The 18,410-nt window shown below is 33.4% G+C and carries 19 protein-coding genes and 1 rRNA gene; 10 read left to right on the forward strand and 10 right to left on the reverse strand.

Going from position 1 to position 18,410, the window contains the following annotated elements; genetic code table 11:
• Together rrf and trhA are read left to right on the forward strand one after the other, a co-directional pair.
• Positions 1 to 89, forward strand: a 5S ribosomal RNA gene (gene rrf, locus JJQ60_RS20525); the annotation flags it as partial.
• Between the two features lie 131 nt (positions 90 to 220).
• On the forward strand, positions 221 to 847 hold the full coding sequence (gene trhA, locus JJQ60_RS20530) for a PAQR family membrane homeostasis protein TrhA (RefSeq protein WP_201924401.1): 627 nt from the start codon (positions 221 to 223) through the stop codon (positions 845 to 847).
• Positions 848 to 852: 5 nt separating this feature from the next.
• Here the strand turns inward: trhA and JJQ60_RS20535 are convergent, their stop codons facing one another.
• From JJQ60_RS20535 to JJQ60_RS20550, 4 genes are all read right to left on the reverse strand, one after another.
• Positions 853 to 3,120 (reverse strand): NeuD/PglB/VioB family sugar acetyltransferase, encoded by a 2,268-nt coding sequence (locus tag JJQ60_RS20535; RefSeq protein ID WP_201924403.1) that lies wholly within the window; start codon positions 3,118 to 3,120, stop codon positions 853 to 855.
• A gap of 264 nt (positions 3,121 to 3,384) precedes the next feature.
• Positions 3,385 to 3,813 (reverse strand): DUF4268 domain-containing protein, encoded by a 429-nt coding sequence (locus JJQ60_RS20540; RefSeq protein WP_201924404.1) that lies wholly within the window; start codon positions 3,811 to 3,813, stop codon positions 3,385 to 3,387.
• A gap of 2 nt (positions 3,814 to 3,815) precedes the next feature.
• Positions 3,816 to 4,409, reverse strand: coding sequence for a ZIP family metal transporter (locus JJQ60_RS20545; RefSeq protein WP_236669187.1), 594 nt, complete (start codon positions 4,407 to 4,409; stop codon positions 3,816 to 3,818).
• An 83-nt stretch (positions 4,410 to 4,492) separates the two neighbouring features.
• Positions 4,493 to 5,224: a class I SAM-dependent methyltransferase gene (locus tag JJQ60_RS20550; protein ID WP_201924405.1), complete on the reverse strand. Its 732-nt coding sequence runs from the start codon at positions 5,222 to 5,224 to the stop codon at positions 4,493 to 4,495.
• Positions 5,225 to 5,295: 71 nt separating this feature from the next.
• On the opposite strand from JJQ60_RS20550, the gene JJQ60_RS20555 reads away from it, so the two are divergent.
• From JJQ60_RS20555 to JJQ60_RS20565, 3 genes are all read left to right on the forward strand, one after another.
• On the forward strand, positions 5,296 to 6,438 hold the full coding sequence (locus tag JJQ60_RS20555) for a THUMP domain-containing class I SAM-dependent RNA methyltransferase (RefSeq protein WP_201924406.1): 1,143 nt from the start codon (positions 5,296 to 5,298) through the stop codon (positions 6,436 to 6,438).
• A gap of 163 nt (positions 6,439 to 6,601) precedes the next feature.
• The gene (locus tag JJQ60_RS20560) at positions 6,602 to 9,874 is read left to right on the forward strand and encodes a VPS10 domain-containing protein (RefSeq protein ID WP_201924407.1); all 3,273 of its coding nucleotides are present in this window, start codon (positions 6,602 to 6,604) and stop codon (positions 9,872 to 9,874) included.
• 266 nt (positions 9,875 to 10,140) lie between these two features.
• Complete coding sequence (locus JJQ60_RS20565; protein ID WP_201924408.1) at positions 10,141 to 11,001, forward strand: dienelactone hydrolase family protein; 861 nt, start codon at positions 10,141 to 10,143, stop codon at positions 10,999 to 11,001.
• A 101-nt stretch (positions 11,002 to 11,102) separates the two neighbouring features.
• Here the strand turns inward: JJQ60_RS20565 and JJQ60_RS20570 are convergent, their stop codons facing one another.
• Genes JJQ60_RS20570 through rlmD form a run of 3 tightly spaced genes read right to left on the reverse strand, consistent with a single transcriptional unit; the run spans position 11,103 to position 13,716 of the window.
• The gene (locus JJQ60_RS20570) at positions 11,103 to 11,822 is read right to left on the reverse strand and encodes a DUF6048 family protein (RefSeq protein WP_201924409.1); all 720 of its coding nucleotides are present in this window, start codon (positions 11,820 to 11,822) and stop codon (positions 11,103 to 11,105) included.
• Entirely contained in the window at positions 11,788 to 12,303 is a 516-nt protein-coding gene (locus JJQ60_RS20575) for a DUF6452 family protein (RefSeq protein ID WP_201924411.1), read from the reverse strand. The genes JJQ60_RS20570 and JJQ60_RS20575 overlap by 35 nt, the downstream gene beginning before the upstream one ends.
• Positions 12,304 to 12,306: 3 nt before the next feature.
• Positions 12,307 to 13,716, reverse strand: coding sequence for a 23S rRNA (uracil(1939)-C(5))-methyltransferase RlmD (gene rlmD / locus JJQ60_RS20580; RefSeq protein ID WP_201924412.1), 1,410 nt, complete (start codon positions 13,714 to 13,716; stop codon positions 12,307 to 12,309).
• 105 nt (positions 13,717 to 13,821) lie between these two features.
• On the opposite strand from rlmD, the gene JJQ60_RS20585 reads away from it, so the two are divergent.
• The 3 genes from JJQ60_RS20585 (at position 13,822) to rocD (ending at position 16,233) form a co-directional block, all read left to right on the forward strand.
• Positions 13,822 to 14,370: an RNA polymerase sigma factor gene (locus JJQ60_RS20585; protein ID WP_201924413.1), complete on the forward strand. Its 549-nt coding sequence runs from the start codon at positions 13,822 to 13,824 to the stop codon at positions 14,368 to 14,370.
• On the forward strand, positions 14,367 to 14,750 hold the full coding sequence (locus tag JJQ60_RS20590) for a DUF6768 family protein (RefSeq protein ID WP_201924414.1): 384 nt from the start codon (positions 14,367 to 14,369) through the stop codon (positions 14,748 to 14,750). Before JJQ60_RS20585 ends, JJQ60_RS20590 begins: the two co-directional genes overlap by 4 nt.
• A 205-nt stretch (positions 14,751 to 14,955) precedes the next feature.
• Positions 14,956 to 16,233, forward strand: a complete 1,278-nt coding sequence (rocD, locus tag JJQ60_RS20595; protein WP_201924415.1) for an ornithine--oxo-acid transaminase — start codon at positions 14,956 to 14,958, stop codon at positions 16,231 to 16,233.
• 76 nt (positions 16,234 to 16,309) lie between these two features.
• Here the strand turns inward: rocD and JJQ60_RS20600 are convergent, their stop codons facing one another.
• Entirely contained in the window at positions 16,310 to 16,639 is a 330-nt protein-coding gene (locus JJQ60_RS20600) for a CCC motif membrane protein (protein ID WP_201924416.1), read from the reverse strand.
• Between the two features lie 12 nt (positions 16,640 to 16,651).
• On the reverse strand, positions 16,652 to 16,948 hold the full coding sequence (locus JJQ60_RS20605; RefSeq protein ID WP_317194037.1) for a DUF2752 domain-containing protein: 297 nt from the start codon (positions 16,946 to 16,948) through the stop codon (positions 16,652 to 16,654).
• Positions 16,949 to 17,114: 166 nt separating this feature from the next.
• Between JJQ60_RS20605 and JJQ60_RS20610 the strand changes: the two genes are divergently transcribed.
• Both JJQ60_RS20610 and JJQ60_RS20615 read left to right on the forward strand, forming a co-directional pair.
• Entirely contained in the window at positions 17,115 to 17,324 is a 210-nt protein-coding gene (locus tag JJQ60_RS20610) for a hypothetical protein (protein WP_201924418.1), read from the forward strand.
• 2 nt (positions 17,325 to 17,326) lie between these two features.
• Positions 17,327 to 17,875, forward strand: coding sequence for a Smr/MutS family protein (locus JJQ60_RS20615; protein ID WP_201924419.1), 549 nt, complete (start codon positions 17,327 to 17,329; stop codon positions 17,873 to 17,875).
• Here the strand turns inward: JJQ60_RS20615 and JJQ60_RS20620 are convergent, their stop codons facing one another.
• Positions 17,876 to 18,403 carry a hypothetical protein gene (locus JJQ60_RS20620; protein ID WP_201924420.1) on the reverse strand — a complete coding sequence of 176 codons (528 nt, stop codon included), beginning with the start codon at positions 18,401 to 18,403 and terminating at the stop codon, positions 17,876 to 17,878.
• Between the last annotated feature and the right edge of the window lie 7 nt (positions 18,404 to 18,410).

Here is an 18,410-nt window from a genome sequence, read left to right on the forward strand (position 1 = left end):
GGGCTCACCTCTTACCATTCCGAACAGAGAAGTTAAGCCCGTTAGCGCCAATGGTACTACAATCGTGGGAGAGTAGGTCGCCGCCTTCCTTGAAAACCCTTCATTATCATAATGAAGGGTTTTTTTTATATCCTGTTTTTAAAACCAAAGAAAGAAAAACATAAGCTTTAGGTATATTACCGTCAATATTATTTAGCTTTACTATTTTTTAGTATTCACAATGAAAATACAATCTCAAATAGAAGAAAGATGGAACTGGATAACTCATGGATTGGGATTTGTTTTATCCATTTTGGGCTTTTTCCTATTAATTACTGAAGACTCTAATAAAACAGAATATAGTACTTTTTCAATTATAGTATATACTGGATCATTATTGATGCTTTATTTCGCTTCAACGGCATATCATTATACTTCTAATGTTGATCTTAAGAAAAAGTTTAGAATAATGGACCATATTAGTATTTATTTGCTAATTGCCGGGACATATTCTCCTGTTTGTCTTGTTTCTTTAATTGATAGTAGAGGAATATTGCTTTTTATAGTGGTTTGGTCTATTGCTATATTTGGGTCCTTATTAAAATTGTTTTTCACAGGAAAATTCCAAGTCTTATCTATAATTCTGTATTTGGTAATGGGCTGGTTAATAGTTTTTGATATTGATGCGTTAAACCAGAAGATAAGTGCTGAAGGGATAAATTATTTAATTATGGGTGGCTTAGCCTATACAATTGGTATTGTTTTTTATGCGTTAAAAAAGATGCCTTTTAGCCATGTTATATGGCATCTTTTTGTGCTAGCAGGAAGTATTTTTCATTACCTGTTGATATATCACTATGTGATTTAAAGAAATCAAACTTTTATAAGATTCTCTTGATGCCTCTCTTTATTCGATAATTCTTCATGAATAATAGTAGCTAATTTGTAGGATAAAGATGAGATTCTACCCGCATGTTCAACATGCCAAATAGGCTTATTGTCGATTAAATTACCTCCTAATAAGGGGCCAATAATATAAAACCCTTCAGAAGCTTCTAATGATGTGTTTACAGTAATTCCTCTATTAGAATCATTAATTTGGCAAATATTATTTTTACTTAAAGTACGGAGTAGAGTGTTTTCATTCTTTGGATCAGTAATATCTGAACCACCAGAACAATTAATAATAACATCAACAGGTTGATTATGATGAATTACCTTCTTTTTTGTTTCATAAGCAAATTGCAATCCATTAGTAGTACTTGATAATATGCCTGAAAACTTACCTGAAAGATTAGTTAATCGTTCTTGAGCGTGGAGATCGCGTATTACCTTAGAGTAATGGGATCCGGCTTCTCGCTGCCTTTTTCCAATTTCATTTCCAATTTGTGTAGCAAATTTTCTTTTTTCCGAAGCACTTAACTCATCAAGTAATGAACAAAACACTTCAGATATCGGTTGTATTGTATATATCGAACTTATATTATGTTGATCTGCATAATCTAAATCCTTTTTTGCAGCTTTTTCTATATCAGATGCGGTAATTTTTTTCTCTTTAGTAAGTTTTATTAGATGTGTTGGGGTAAACGTTACAGATGGATCTACATCCATTTTTGCATCGGGAAATTTTCCTTGTGTCGAAAGTGCATAGAAATGGTTAATCTTAGACTTGATAGTAGGGTCATCATTAAGTTTATAGACTAATTCTATACCGCTAGCATTTGTGCCAATTACAAGAATGTTTATTTTCCTTTTTTGTTTTTTATCAATAAAACTCTTTATTTCATTTAATATAATTTTTAAACTTGGGGCATAGGGGTCTTCAATCATGATACCATTATCTTTACCAACAAGTAAATCATTTGTTGAGAATAATTTACGGTTAGGCGCTGCACCAGTGGCAAGTACTACCTTTTTTGATACCACAGAAGAGAAATTATTCTTTAGATTGATAGTATAATTACCTGATGACTTATCAATAGAAACAACTTCATCAGTAATATAGTCAATTGATAATGTGCCTTGATTTATAGCCGATCGTATCTTTTTTTCTACTACTTGAGAAATGTATTTTCCAAAAAAACCTCTCGGAATGTAGAGTTCTAACCAATCATCCTTTTCAATAGCTTCACGATTATTCTCATACCATTCTTGGGTTAACGTACCACCTTGTAAAAGTGCATTTTCGACTAATTCTTTTTTGTTTAATGTAAGCCATTCAATAAAATAATTTAATTCTGCTGAAGGCAAGAACTGTGATAATGGCTTAATCAATAATGAGGTGTCGGTAGATCGATATCCATATGGGATACCAGTATGAAACTCGTTGCTTTTCTCTATTATAGATAATTTTAGAGGATGCTTTTTGTTTTTGTAAAGATCTAATAATTTAATTATTGTAAAGGATGTAGAGATACCAGAGCCTACAAAAGCGATATCATTATGTTTATTTGACCTGTATGGCTTTTTTGCTTTAATAATTTTTCCGGGATTACCAACAACTGTACAATAATCAGGAACATCCTTTATCACTACTGCTCCGGCTCCTATAGTACACCATTTCCCAATTTTGACTTTAGGAATTACACATGCACTTACACCTACATGGGTTCCTTCACCTATTTCTACATGCCCGCAAAGAGCTGCTTGTGGGGATATATGTGCATAGTCACCTATAATATTATCATGATCAATACTTGCCCCGGTATTAATAATTACATGCTTTCCAACGGAGGTGTTGGGTTGAATAATTGCACCTGCAAAAATAACAGTTCCTTCTCCAATAATAGCTTTTGGAGATACTATAGCTGTATCATGAATCGCAGTATAAAAACTGCTTCTCAACATTTGTGAGATTTCTAATCGCTCACGATTATTTCCAACCGATATTATAAAAGGCGGACCTTGATGCGGAAAAGAGTCTATATCTTGTCTAACACCTTTGTGTACTTTAGGTACCAAATGGTGTTTTCGTTTAGGATTGTCATCAAAATATTCATGAACTGCAATCCCTTCGCAGCCTAAGGTTTCTTTGATCACTTGCGAGTGACCACCAGCACCATATAATCTAACTTCAGATATCTTTTGGGATGAGTTGTCAGAGGATTTAGGTTTTTGAGTAAGCCTTTCCTTATCAAGCATGGTTAATTCTTCTAAATATTGTTCCTAAAAATAATTTGTGCCCTACAAATATATAGATAAATATCTATACTTATGTTTTTTAATACTTTTATAATGCGCTGACTGTAAGAGTATTAATATAATTTAATTCTATTGTTAAATTGTTATTATATTCTAAATTTTTGATAGAATATGCATTGATAAATTTTATTATCTTCAATTGTATGGCTATAACTTTTGTGTGTTTTAAATCTTTCAAGATCTAAAAACAAAAAATAATAGATTTTATTGCGAAATGAAGTCTTTATATTCTATAAAAAAAGCTTCGAGTTTATCCATATGATAATTTAAGAAGTTCATTGTTTGTTCCCAGGTGTTTTTATTATGGATACTTACATTTTGTAATTCGACATAAATTCTGGAAATAACTTTTCCATTTTCTAATTGGTAGTGATCTTCAAAAACAATATCCTCTAGATATTCGGTTTTGATAATATTGTTTAAGCTTAACAATTTATCATAATAATATGCTCTAATGATTTCATCATATGGTTCTATGTCTATAGATACTTGCGCTTTTTTTGTAGTGAAAGTAAATTTTAGTGAGACATCCTTTATCTTGGTATTGTATAATAACCATTTTCTTGGATATTGTTTTCCAAAATGTATCCAAAACTCTTGCCTTATTTTTTTGGATTCTTCTTTACTAAACATATCTATATTAAGTAGGCTATAAATGTGGCAACAAGAATTACCAGAAGTTTTGATACATTAAATTTATGGCCTTCATTACTTTCAAATAAAATAGTAGTTGAAACATGTAGAAATATACCGATCACCAATGCCGTAATTTCCTTGTAGTAATTCTGAATCGTACTAATGTGCTCACTGATAAATGTCCCAAAAGGTGTCATAAGAGCAAAAACGGTAAGCGTTAAAATTATTGTTATCTTTTTGATTTTGGTATTTAACAAAAAGGTAGTAAGAATCATGGCAATAGGAATCTTATGAATTATAATTCCGATAAGAATACCATCAGTATGATGTATTGGAAACCCTTCAAGTATGGCATGCAACCCAAGGCTAATAAATAACAGTTTTGGGAGTTGATATGTGTTTTTATCTAAATGAAGATGGCCGTGCTCAGCACCTTTGGAAAAATATTCAAGAATTTTTTGAAGTAAGATTCCTATCATAATCCAAACTCCGGTTCGTTTTGCAAAAGGATTGTCTTCAAAAACTTCAGGTAATAAATCAAAAATTGTAATTGCTAACAGAAAAGCCCCACTAAAAGCTAATAGCAATTTCAAATTCTTTTGGTTTGATGGTCTAAAAATGAAGACGATTAAGGCTCCGATAAAAACTGCAGATATGGATAAAATGTAATTGTGCACTATCTAAATATTAATATAAGTCTGTTTGATGTTTTTGAATTAAACTTTTGTAACTGATAATCACCAAATATATCAAGAAGATCTACATCAGCTTTGTCAAAATAGTTTTGAAAATCTCTGAGGGTGATTGCTTTTACACGTTCTGTATAGAAAAAATCTTCATCCTTATCTCTAAATCTAATTTCTTTAAATATATACCCATCTTGTACGTATCTTTTTATCTTAAAAAGGATACCGTTTACTTCTTTATTTTCCTCAGGAACCAAGTGATCAATTACATAATCAACATTCATAAAATCAATGACTCCAAAACCACGCTGATTAAGGTCAGCTTTTATTGCTTTGATCGTACTTAAGTTATCTTCTTCCTGGTCAAAATATCCAAAACTAGTAAACAGATTAAAAACTGCTGAGAATTTCTCAGAATAAGGGCGACACATATCATGAACTCTGAATTTTAGTGTTTCATTTTCAAATTGCGACGCATATTCGATACTGTTTTTTGAAAGATCTACCCCTGTAACGTCATATCCTAATGTATTTAAATAGATACTATGACGTCCTTTTCCACAGGCGAGATCCAAAATTTTTTCACCTTGTTCCAGACTGAGATAAGTAGTGAGATTATCCATGAAATCACTGGCTTCAGTATGATTTCTATCCTTGTATAGTATATGATAGTATGGTGTGTCAAACCAAGACGCATACCACATTGTTGAATCTTTTAGCATAGGGCGCAAAATTAATGTATTTTTGCGGTTTAATTATATCGAATTCGAAGATAGTGAGTAATTCATTTAAAATGGTAGCCAAAACCTTATATGGTTTTGAAGAAGTTCTAGCAACCGAACTTAGAAATTTAAGAGCTCAAAAAGTTCAATTAGGTAATCGTATGGTTAGTTTTTATGGCGATACTGGTTTTATGTATAAAGCAAATTTATGTTTAAGAACGGCTATTAAAATCCTTAAACCTATTACCTCTAAAAGAATTAGGAATGAAAAAGATTTATATAATTTTATTCAAAGTATACGATGGGATCAGTATCTGGCTGTAGAAGATACTTTTGCAATTCATGCTACCGTAAATTCTACACTTTTTAATCATTCAAAATTTATAGCTTTAAAAAGTAAGGATGCTATTGTAGATAAGTTTAGAAAAGAAACAGGAAAAAGACCAAGTATTGAATTAAACCATCCTGATCTTTCGATTGATATACATATTCAGCAAGATCTATGCACTGTGTCTCTTGATAGTTCAGGCGGTTCATTGCATCATAGAGGATATCGAACCGCAACTAATATTGCACCGATTAATGAGGTTTTGGCGGCTGGACTATTATTACTTTCTGGATGGGATGGGCAATGCGATTTTTTAGACCCTATGTGTGGTAGTGGTACTATGGCTATTGAAGCGGCTATGATTGCCTGCAATATTCCGGCAAATCTAAATCGCAAAGAGTTTGCTTTCGAAAAATGGTTGGATTGGGATATGGATCTATTTGAAAAAATCGAAGAAGTCTGTCTTAATAAAACCCGAGATTTTCATCATTCAATCATAGGAATGGATAAAGCCCCATCTGCAGTTAGAAAGGCTCTTACGAATGTCGAAAATGCTAATCTTAATGATTTTATTAAAATACAACAAGGCGACTTTTTTGAATCAACTAAACAAGTTGAAGGACCATTACATATGGTTTTTAACCCTCCGTATGATGAGCGATTAGAGATAAATATTTCTGAGTTTTATGCTCAAATAGGAGATACTTTAAAGAAAAGTTACCCTGGCACCAATGCATGGTTTATTACCGGTAACCTTGAAGCTTTAAAACATGTTGGACTTAGACCATCGAGGAAAATAAAAGTTTTTAATGGTAAGCTAGAATCGCGTTTGGCAAAATATGAAATGTATGCCGGTAGTAAAAGAACAAAATTTCAGCAAAAGTAATTTTTGTCACTTCATTTGGTTCTCAAACTATCATTGGTTAATTAATTCTTAAAATCAATTTAGCAGGAAGTAGTTTTATGCTTTTGTTAAGAGATAATTATTGAAATAACAATAATTTTCTGGTCTAAACTCAACAAACAACTAACTAATACTTCCTGTTTATATGAAAACAAAACTCACACATGTCTTTTTTTCAGCATTTTTTATTCTAATTTCTTATCAGGCGATAGGACAACGATCCAAAGGAAAACAAACAACGCAATCAATACTTACAGATTCTGTTTTTTCAGGATTGAAACTACGAAATATTGGCCCGGCTTTTATGTCAGGGCGAATTGCAGACATAGCTATACACCCAAAAAATGAAAGCATTTGGTATGTTGCTGTAGGGTCTGGTGGTGTATGGAAAACAATCAATTCTGGTACAACATGGAAACCCATTTTTGATGATCAAACGTCATATTCCATAGGGTGTATTACCATTGATCCTAATGATCATAATATCATTTGGGTGGGTACTGGAGAAAACGTAGGAGGACGACACGTTGGTTATGGAGATGGTATCTATAGAAGTGCTGATGGTGGTGCTTCATGGGAGAATATGGGATTGAAAACATCAGAACATATCTCTAAAATCATAGTACATCCTGACAATTCTAATGTGATCTGGGCAGCAGTACAAGGTCCGTTATGGAAAAAAGGAGGAGAACGAGGACTGTATAAATCAAGTGACGGTGGAAAAACCTGGAAGAAAACTCTAGGTGATGATCAATGGATTGGTGTTACAGACTTGATCGTTGATCCCCGTAATTCAGATCGTCTTTATGCTGCTACATGGCAGCGTCATCGAACCGTTGCCGCCTATATGGGTGGTGGACCTGGATCAGGAATTCATCTCAGTACTGATGGTGGAGAAACCTGGTCAGCACTCAAAAATGGATTGCCAAAATCACAAATGGGTAAGATTGGTTTGGCAATTTCGCCACAAAATCCAGATATTATCTATGCCGCAATAGAGTTAGACCGAAGAACAGGAGGGGTGTATCGATCTGCAGATCGTGGTACTACTTGGCATAAGCGCTCTGATGCAGTAGCAGGAGCTACAGGACCACATTATTACCAAGAATTATATGCTTCACCTCACCAATTTGAAAAACTTTATTTAGTTGATAATAGAATGCAAATTTCAAATGATGGGGGGAAAACATTTCATAGAATGAACTCAAAGCATAAGCATGGAGATAATCATGCCGTGGCGTTTAAGAAAAATGATCCTAACTATGTTTTAGTTGGAACCGATGGTGGTTTATACGAGACATTTGACCTTACCAAAAATTGGCGTTTTATTGATAATCTACCCGTAACCCAGTATTATAAAGTTGCTGTAGATGATGCAGAGCCTTTTTATAATATTTATGGAGGAACCCAGGATAACAGTACCCAGGGAGGACCATCAAGAACCGATAATGTTCATGGTATACAAAACTCCGATTGGAAAATTGTCCTTAATTGGGATGGACATCAACCGGCTACAGAACCAGGTAATCCAGATATTATGTATGCAGAGCGACAAGAAGGGCATTTATCTCGTGTTGACCTAAGTACGGGAGAAGTTATTGATATACAACCGCAGCCTGGGGCAAATGAAAACTTTGAACGATTTAACTGGGATGCACCTATTTTGGTCAGTGCTCATGATCCTAAACGTATTTATTTTGCTTCGCAGCGCTTATGGAGGTCTGATAATCGAGGAGATAAGTGGACAGCCGTGTCTGGAGATTTAACTAAAAATCAAGAGCGAATAGAATTATCCATTATGGGTAAAAAACAATCCTGGGACGCACCTTGGGACTTTTTGGCGATGTCTAATTATAATACAATTACTTCAATTGCCGAATCTCCAAAGAATGAAAAGGTGTTGTACGTAGGTACCGATGATGGAATTATACAAGCAACAGAAGACGGAGGAACGAATTGGCGCAAAATAGATGTAGGAACATTGCCAGGAGTTCCAAACACAGCTTTTGTAAATGATATAAAAGCTGATCTTTTTGATGCCAACACATTATATCTAGCCTTAGATAATCATAAATATGGTGATTTTAATCCTTATCTGTTGAAAAGTACAGATAATGGACGTACCTGGAAATCTATAAAAGGCAACCTTCCAAAAAGAACATTAGTATGGCGAATAGTACAAGATCATGTACAGGCCAATTTGTTTTTTGCAGCGACCGAGTTCGGAATTTATTTTACCATAAATGGCGGAAATCAATGGGTGAAGCTAAAAGGTGATATGCCTACTATTTCTTTTAGAGACTTAGCTATACAACGTAAAGAAAATGATTTAGTGGGGGCTTCTTTTGGAAGAGGATTCTTCGTATTTGATGATTACACCCCGTTGAGAACGGTTTCTGAAGCAAAACTTAACGAAGAAGCTACATTATTTCCAACTCGAGATGCCTGGTGGTATATCCCAAGACCTGATCTTAGTTTTGATGAAGAAAAAGGAAGTCAGGGAGCATCACATTATGTAGCACCTAATCCAGATTTTGGAGCCGTTTTTACGTATTATCTGAAAGATGGTTTTAAAACCAGTGAAGAAAAACGAAAAGAAATCGAAAAGAAAAATAAAGATAGAGATATAACCTTCCCGGGATGGGATAAAGTAGAAATAGAACGTACAGAATCTAAACCGCAAGTTATTCTTACGATTACCAATAGCTCAGGAAAAACTATTCGTAGAATAGATGCACCTATTACTTCAGGTTTTCATAGAGTTGCTTGGGATTTGCGTTATCCAGCTACAGAGTCTATTACACTTAAAAAGCAGGAATATTCATATGGGCCGCCACAAGGACTTATGGCAGTTCCTGGAAAATATACAGCAACATTATCTAAAGTTATAGACGGAAAAGTTACACAGCTTTCTGATCCAATATCTTTTACTGTTAAGCAAATGAGAGAGGGAGCACTAAAAGGAGCTACACCTGCTGAAGCGGCTACTTTTTGGAGAAGTTATGAAGCTGCTCAAGGAAAAGTTTCTGCATTGGATATAAAGATAGGAAAGGTTGAAAAACGTGTTAAAGCTATGGAAAGAGCCTTAAAACAAGCTAATACAGCACCAGGCGATTTAGATGTGCGTCTTTCATCTCTAAAAAAGGGTGTTGATAATTTAAGTATAGAATTTAAAGGAAATCAATCTAAGCAACAGGTAGGAGAGAAAACCAAGCCTACTATTGGTGATAGAATGTTTGCCATTTATAAAGGCGTAGATCGTTCTACGTATGGCCCAACAAGCACGCACCTCGAAACGATGACGATTATTAATACTTTAATCAATACGCTAACTTCAAAATATAATGACTTGAAAAACCAAACGGATTCGCTGTCAAATGCTTTAGAAAAGGCTGGAGCACCTTATGTTGAAGAATAAATTTGTAGTTTATATAGAAAAAAATGACCTCGCAAGTTTCTAAAACCTGCGAGGTCTATACTTTTGGTTCTATCTTTTCCTGACAATGTAAGAAAGAAAATTGATGATTTTTTGTTAGATAATGAACCAATCTAGATCATGTAAATATATTATATAGTAAAACCACCTTGAGGTAAGCCTTGAAGCATTTAAATCTGGATTATCGATTAAAATTCATTATTTTTAAGAAACGTAACATAAACTAACTTTAATTTCTGGCTAACACTATGAAAAAACTAATCAACATTTATTTATTTGTACTTTGTTTTATATGTATATTTAGTTGTAAAGACAATAAATCTGGTTCTGAAAAACAAGAAATTACTGAAGAAAAACAGGAAGAAATTGTAGAAAAACCATTTGAATTAAATGGTGAAGAAGTCACGTATAAAGCAGATACTTTATCGATGAAGGGATATTTGGCTTATAACAAAAATGCTGCACAAAAAAAACCAGGTGTTATTGTAGTTCATGAGTGGTGGGGACATAACGATTATGTAAGAGAGCGAGCAGATATGCTTGCAGAATTAGGATATGTAGCTTTGGCAATAGATATGTATGGTGATGGTAAACTCGCAGCTCATCCTGACGATGCCGGAAAATTTGCTATGAGTGTGATAGGTAATATAGATACGGCTACGGCTCGTTTTAATGCTGCTTTGAAGATACTTAAGGAGCAGGAGTCTGTAGATCCAGATAAGATCGCAGCTATAGGTTATTGTTTTGGGGGTAGTGTTGTACTTACAATGGCTAATATAGGAGCGGATTTAGATGCCGTAGCGGCTTTTCACAGTGGTGTAAAACTTCCGGTGATGCCTACAGAAAATATCAAAGCAAAAATATTGGTTTGTAATGGCGAAGATGATCCTTTTGTACCCAAAGAAACTGTTGTTGCATATAAGAAGGCTTTAGATAGTGTTGAAGCACGTTATAAATACATAGCATATAAAAACACTACACATTCATTTACCAGTAAAGGAGCAGACTCTATAGGTAAAAAATTTAATTTACCTCTAGCGTATCAACAAGAAGCCGACGAACAATCTTGGGCAGAGCTTCAAAAGTTGTTTAATGAAGTATTTAAATAATGTGAGTTTGATATAGGGGAGCTTACGTTACATAAAACTAAAAAACCTGTCAGGTAATTAAAAACTGACAGGTTTTATTTTATATATCCATACATGGTTTTCTATTTTTTCTTCTTGAAAAACGGTATTAGATAACTCACGGTATATGCATATCCTACACCAATTTCACTAAAATCATTAGTTCTGCCAAATCCAGGAATATAAAGATTGTCAAAACCTTCTGGGATTTCTTCGCTAACTAAATTTCTTAGAGATACATTGGCTCCAAGATATAGATTGTTTATAATTTCTACTTTAATACCAAAAACAAGCTCAATCCAACTGGCTGTCAATCCATCAGATTCTCTACTTTCGGTAATTCTATTTTGGCCAAAGTAGTTTGTGCCAGTAAAGATTGTATATTCATTCAAAGTTTGATCAAAAGTAGAAAAACCATAGCGTAACCCAACATAAACGCTATTTTGCATACCTCTCCAGTTGTCATATGCATTATAGTCTACACCAACTCTGATATAGCTTCCAGACCCTTCCACATTGATATTTTCTTCATCTCTAATAAGAGACTCATTACCTACTTCTGCTGCGATATAAAATTTCTTATGAAATCTATAATCACCAGCAATTTCAAATCCTTCATATTTCTTGTCCGCGGCTGTTCTAATCAAGCGCGCTATATCGACTCCAGCTCTAAATCCATATTTTTCTGATGGAGCAAGAGTATCCTGAGGTAGTGCTTTTTCTTCTATCTCTTCTTCTTGAGCCTGAATGATTCCAACAAGCAAAATGCTAATGAAAAATAAATATATGCGCTGTTGTTTCATCTGTTACGTCTTCTCTTTGTATGGTTATATTTCTAATCCAACTGCCGTCATCACCTGATTGCGGTGGTGATGCAGTAAGACCTCTATAGTTAACTCTAAATCCACAAGCACTACTCACATATTCCTGTTCTAATGTATACTGAAAGCTTACGGTATCTGTATTTAATGGGATAGAGTCATTTTCGAAGATTGAATTTATGGTAAATTCGTAGTCTGTTATAGCTTCGTTTGTTTTTAGTGGTATTGCTATTGAATCTGTAACACCGCTTAAAGTAAAAATGGTCTCTACATCCACTGCTTTTACCTGTAGCTCTACAGGGGCTTTTATTTCTGTTCCAGTATCAAAATCGAGAAATTTTATAATAAGTAGTGGAGTAGTAGGTGTACCTTCTGCACAGATGTCATCTCGTTCGCAGCTTGTACTTGTAAAGATTATTGATAGTATTGCTGATAATAGTAGCAAATATTTAAATATTCTCATACGCTATCTTTTTTCTAATAAAACCACATTTTCTACATGATACGTTTGCGGAAACATATCTACTGGTTGTACTTTGGTTACTTTGTATGCTTCATCTAATAACGCCAAATCACGTGCTTGTGTTGCACTATTACAACTTACATATACAATCTTTTTGGGTGAAATATTTAGCAATTGCCCCACAACATCTTTATGCATACCATCCCTTGGAGGGTCTGTAATCACCACTTCAGGTTGCCCATGTTGAGCTATAAATTCTTTTGTAAATACTTTTTTCATATCACCTACATAAAATTCTGTATTCGTGATATTGTTGTTTTTAGCATTTTCTTTAGCATCCTCTATGGCTTCTGGTACAGCTTCAACACCGATTACTTTTTTTGCTTGTTTAGCAACAAATTGCGCTATTGTACCTGTACCTGTATATAAATCATATACCAGTTCGTTACCTGTTAGACCTGCAAAATCGCGTGTAATTTTATATAGCTCATAGGCCTGTTTAGAATTAGTCTGATAAAAAGACTTAGCATTAATCTTAAATCGCAGTCCTTCCATCTCTTCTTCTATATAATCTTTTCCTTTATAGCATATTACTTCCTGGTCATAAATGGTATCATTTCCTTTTCCATTGATCACATACTGCAAAGAGGTAATTTCAGGAAACTCTGAAGCAATATAATCAAGAAGTAGTGTTCTTTTTTCTACGTCTTCATTAAAAAATTGTATCAGCACCATGATCTCTCCAGTAGAAGCTATCCGTAGCATTAATGTGCGTAAAAAGCCTTCTTGCTTTCGAGCATTGTAGAAAGAAAGGTTATTGGCGGTAGCAAAAGCCTTTACTTTGTTTCTAATTGCATTGCTAGGGTCTTCTTGTAAATAACATTTGTCAATGTCTAAAATTTTATCCCACATCCCCGGCATATGAAAACCTAATGCATTTCTACTTTCAATTTCTATATCGCTTTGGATCTCTTCTAATGTTAACCATCTACTATCACTAAAAGAAAATTCCATTTTATTTCTGTAAAAAAATTGATCTGCCGATCCTAATATTGAGTCCACTTCTGGTAATTCTATTTTACCTAACCGTGTTAGATTATTTACAACTTCTTGCTGTTTATATTCTAATTGGTGTTCATAGGCCATAAATTGCCATTTACAACCACCACAGGTCCCAAAATGCTCGCAAGTGGGATCAACGCGTTTATCGGATTGTTTATGGAAAACAGTAGCAGAACCCTCATAATACGCTTTACGCTTTTTTGTAGTTTGTATATCTACAACATCACCAGGTACTGCATTGTTAATAAATATCACTTTACCATCAGGAGCCTTGGCAATACTCTTTCCCTTTGCGCCTGCATCTATTACTTCGATATGTTCAAAGATTTGTCTTCGATTTTTTCTTGCCATAGCGCAAAAATAAGAATAGAAAGCATATACTTATTAATTATTCAATATATCTTATAAAAAAATGAACCTATCTAATAGTTCTACGTCTATATTATAAAGGCCACTATGACAACAACCGATAAGATATTTGACTCTTTGTTGGTCATGCAATGCCAATTGGGTAATAAAAAAGCTATGGAACTTCTTGTACAAAGATGGCATGGTAGATTTTGTAAGCAGGCATATTGGTATACAAATGATATAGAGGTTTCGAAAGATGTGGCTCAGGATAGTTGGAGTAAAATTCTTCAAAAAATTCACAGCCTCAAGGATCCAAACAAGTTTGGAAGTTGGGCATTAACAATTGTAACTCGTTGTGCGATTGATTGGCAACGAAAACACAAGAAGGAACAAGAAAACATAAATTTTTATCAAAAAGTGAATACTAGTAGCCAAGCTCATCAAGATAATGATGATATGGTTTTTATTCTTCTTAAAAAATCTATAAAGGAACTACCAAAAAATCAACAGATTGTACTTCACCTCTTTTATATAGAAGAGTATAGTATTAAACAGATAAGCAAAATAATGGATGTATCGACAGGTACTATCAAATCTCGTTTATTTAATGCGAGAGAAAAATTGAAATTAATTCTTAAAAAACAGAAATTATGAAAAATGATATGAAAGATATTGATCGATTGATTAAGGAAACATTGACTAAGGAAGAAGCAAAATTTTATGACGAATTAGACGAGCAGAACCTCTTAGAAATGATAGGAGGACTTTTTAAAAGCAGAAATAGTTGGATAATCATTGTAATGAATATTGTGCATGTTATAGCATTTATACTTTTAGTCTATTGCATTGTTCAGTTTTTAAATACTGATAATACCAATGAGTTAATCAAATGGTCTGTTGCAGGATTTACTTGTATGAGTTTTGTGGTAATGCTTAAACTTTTTTCCTGGATGCAAATGGATAAAAATGCGTTGTTGAGAGAAATTAAGCGATTAGAACTGCAAGTTTCTTCTTTGGCAGGCAAAGTATCATAATACTAATTCCTTACTCGGGATTTGTCTAAACAATAAAGATGAAAATTTTATGGTTTATCGAGATATAAAATTAAAAATTAGATAAAGATTTAGTAATTTGCGACATTCTTAGGGATGATTTCTCTCCCACGCTGAATTTTCGAGTCTTTTCGAAAGGATAAAGGTACAGAAGGAATGGTTATTTTATCAATTTAAATTATTAAAAATGGCTGTTTTAGAAAAATTAACTTCTCAACAAGCAATCGATTTAGAAAATAAGTATGGAGCTCATAATTACCATCCTTTACCGGTAGTATTAAATAAAGGTGAAGGTGTATATGTATGGGATGTAGAAGGAAAAAAGTATTATGATTTCTTAAGTGCATATTCTGCTGTTAATCAAGGGCATTGTCATCCTAAAATTGTAGGAGCAATGGTAAACCAAGCACAAACATTAACATTAACTTCTCGAGCGTTTTACAATGATAAATTAGGTGAATATGAGAAGTTTGTATCAGAGTTTTTTGGTTTTGACAAACTTTTACCGATGAATACTGGAGCCGAAGCTGTAGAAACTGCTTTAAAGATATGTAGAAAATGGGCATATGAGAAAAAAGGTATTCCTGAAAATGAAGCACAAATTATTGTGTGCGAAAATAATTTTCATGGAAGAACAACTACTATTATCTCTTTTTCGAATGATCCGGTAGCCCGAAAGAATTTTGGACCTTATACTGCTGGATTTATTAAAATAGAATACGATAACCTTGAAGCTTTAGAGCAAGCGCTAGAAAGTAATAAGAACGTTGCAGGATTCTTAGTAGAACCCATTCAGGGGGAAGCAGGAGTTTATGTTCCTTCAGAAGATTATTTGTCAAAAGCTAAAGCCCTTTGTGAAAAGTATGGAGTATTGTTTATTGCCGACGAGGTTCAAACAGGAATTGCACGTACTGGAAGATTATTGGCAACATGTGGTAATTGTTCATGCTCTGATAAAAATTGTTCTAATGAACCAGAAGTAAAACCTGATATTTTAATCCTTGGTAAAGCATTAAGCGGTGGGGCTTATCCGGTATCGGCTGTATTAGCCAATGATCCTATTATGGAAGTAATTCGACCAGGTAATCACGGAAGTACTTTTGGAGGTAATCCAGTGGCTGCTGCAGTAGCGATTGCCGCTCTAGAAGTGGTAAGAGATGAGAAACTTGCAGAAAATGCTTTTGAACTTGGAGAATTATTTAGATCAGAGCTAAACAAATACATAGAAAACTCATCTATTGTAAACTTAGTGCGTGGTAAAGGTTTGTTAAACGCTATTGTAATTAATGATTCTGAAGAAAGTGAAACGGCATGGAATATTTGTGTTGCTTTAAAAGAAAACGGTCTTTTGGCTAAACCAACTCATGGTAATATTATCCGTTTTGCGCCACCATTAGTTATGAATAAAGAACAACTATTAGAATGTGTAAGTATTATTACCAAAACGTTACAAGAATTTGAATAACAGATATATGTATTTCATAAAAAAAACCTCGCACACTGCGAGGTTTTTTTTATGAAATATAACTTATGTTATTATGTTATGCTCCTCCTTGGTATTCTCGGGCCATTTCTTCTATCATTTGCTGATATCCATCCATTCCAACCGTTGCAAATGTGATAATCACAAAAATCAAATAGATAGCACTTAGGATTAAACCAATAATGGCCAAAATTTTACCCGTTTTAACATTGTTGTACCCTTCATATAACTCTGGGTTTTCTGTATATAAGGCAGTTGCTTTTTTGGCAAGAACTAAGGCCACAATAGCAAAAATAAGCCCTAGTAATCCATAGCAACAGCATCCTACAATAGATAGAATTCCAAAAACCAAGATAAGGGTAGAATTAGGTAATGTTTGTTTTTCCATAATTTTAATTAATTAGTTAAAAATAATTTTCATTTTTATAATATAGCTAATGATCATAGTTAGCACAGTAGTAACCATAAGACCAATTTTTATAATAGAATCGTGTTTAAACTTTAAAAAAAAATTGAAACCAAGAAATAGTAGTAATAGTAAGAGAGGATAAATAGCAGGGTACATGTAAAATGCAGCTGTAAATTCTCCTTTGCATAAAAGCGCAATGGCTCTTTGCATACCGCAACCTAAACAATCGATACCAAGAATCTTTTTATTAACGCAAGGAAGCATGTATTTTTCCAAAGGTAATTTCATATTTGATTAACATTTGCAATATACATAATTAAGTTATTTAAAGTATTTGAAGGATAAAAAAACTATTATTTGATACTTTTGTGCTGAAATTAGCCAGGATTACTATGTAAATAGACATTAAAATGTACTTTGGCAAAGTTCATCACTTAAATGATAAAAAATATAAATGAAACAAGAAAGGGTAAAAAAAATAATAAGCCTACTTAGTATCAGTATAGGCGCTATTGCTCTAATTAGTGAAATCTCCTCAAAAAATAAGAATTATTATATTCAAAGTATTGGAGTTGTGCCATTAATGATTGGGTTATTTTTATTGAATTCAAAAATTGAATCTAAGAAAGAAATTGATATCGATAAAAATGTTGAAGAAGAGTAGTTATGATAAAAGTTGGTGATATGGTATCGGTGTTAGATGAGCCCATTACAGGAAAGGTTATTTCTGTAAATGCTGAAGAAATCACAATTGAAACTGAAGATGGTTTTGATATGACATTTTTTGTTAAAGAAGTCGTCAAAATACAGTCAGGTGAAATGATCGTTCCATCTTATGAAGAAGTACATAAAAACTTACAGGAAAAAGAAATTTTTAAGAAGAAACCCAAAAGGGCTGCACCCAAACCTAAAGAGCGACATTTACCACCAATGGAGGTAGACCTTCATATTCATAAATTAGTCAAATCCACAAAAGGAATGACAAATCATGAGATGGTAACTTTGCAATTGGATACAGCAAAAAGACAATTGGACTTTGCAATACACAAACGTATTCCAAAAGTTGTATTTATTCATGGTGTAGGACAAGGGGTACTAAAAGAGGAGTTAACGTATCTTTTTGGAAGATATGATAATGTGAAAATCTCTGATGCAGATTATAAAAAATATGGACTAGGAGCTATGGAAATCTATATTGTTCAGAATCCAAATTAACTAATTTGTTATGGTGATTTTGTCAGATCCAAACTCTAAAACTTCTTGTCGTATTACTCTATCTGCTCCAATTATAGTTACATTTTGAAGAGCGATGTTTCTATTATAAATAGTTTCTGTACTTGTTGTACTATCAACGGTATATGTTATCACAATACTACCATCAGAGCCTATTAATTCCTGGGTAATAGTTACACCACTTGGCGGGACACTAGCACAAAAATAATCAGCTCCATTAATTGCCGAACCAAATTTTCGATAAAAGAGAGTGTTTGTGGTTTCATTAAGTGGTATTGTAATTGAAAGGTCTTCGGGCACTGTATCCACTTCAAAAGTCGTACTCGTAAAACCAAGCGATAATGCTTGGTTTATAGAATCATCTATTTTATAAAATACAAAAGTATTATCGTTAAGATTTGAGCAACTTTCTAATGAAGCATTAAAGTCAATATCATTTTCAATAATATCTCCCTCACTACAACTAGTAATAAGTAAAATAAAAATTATAAGGCTAAAAACTTTATTCATATTGTAA

The organism is Aquimarina mytili, from assembly GCF_016735115.1.
Taxonomy (GTDB): Bacteria; Bacteroidota; Bacteroidia; order Flavobacteriales; family Flavobacteriaceae; genus Aquimarina; species Aquimarina mytili.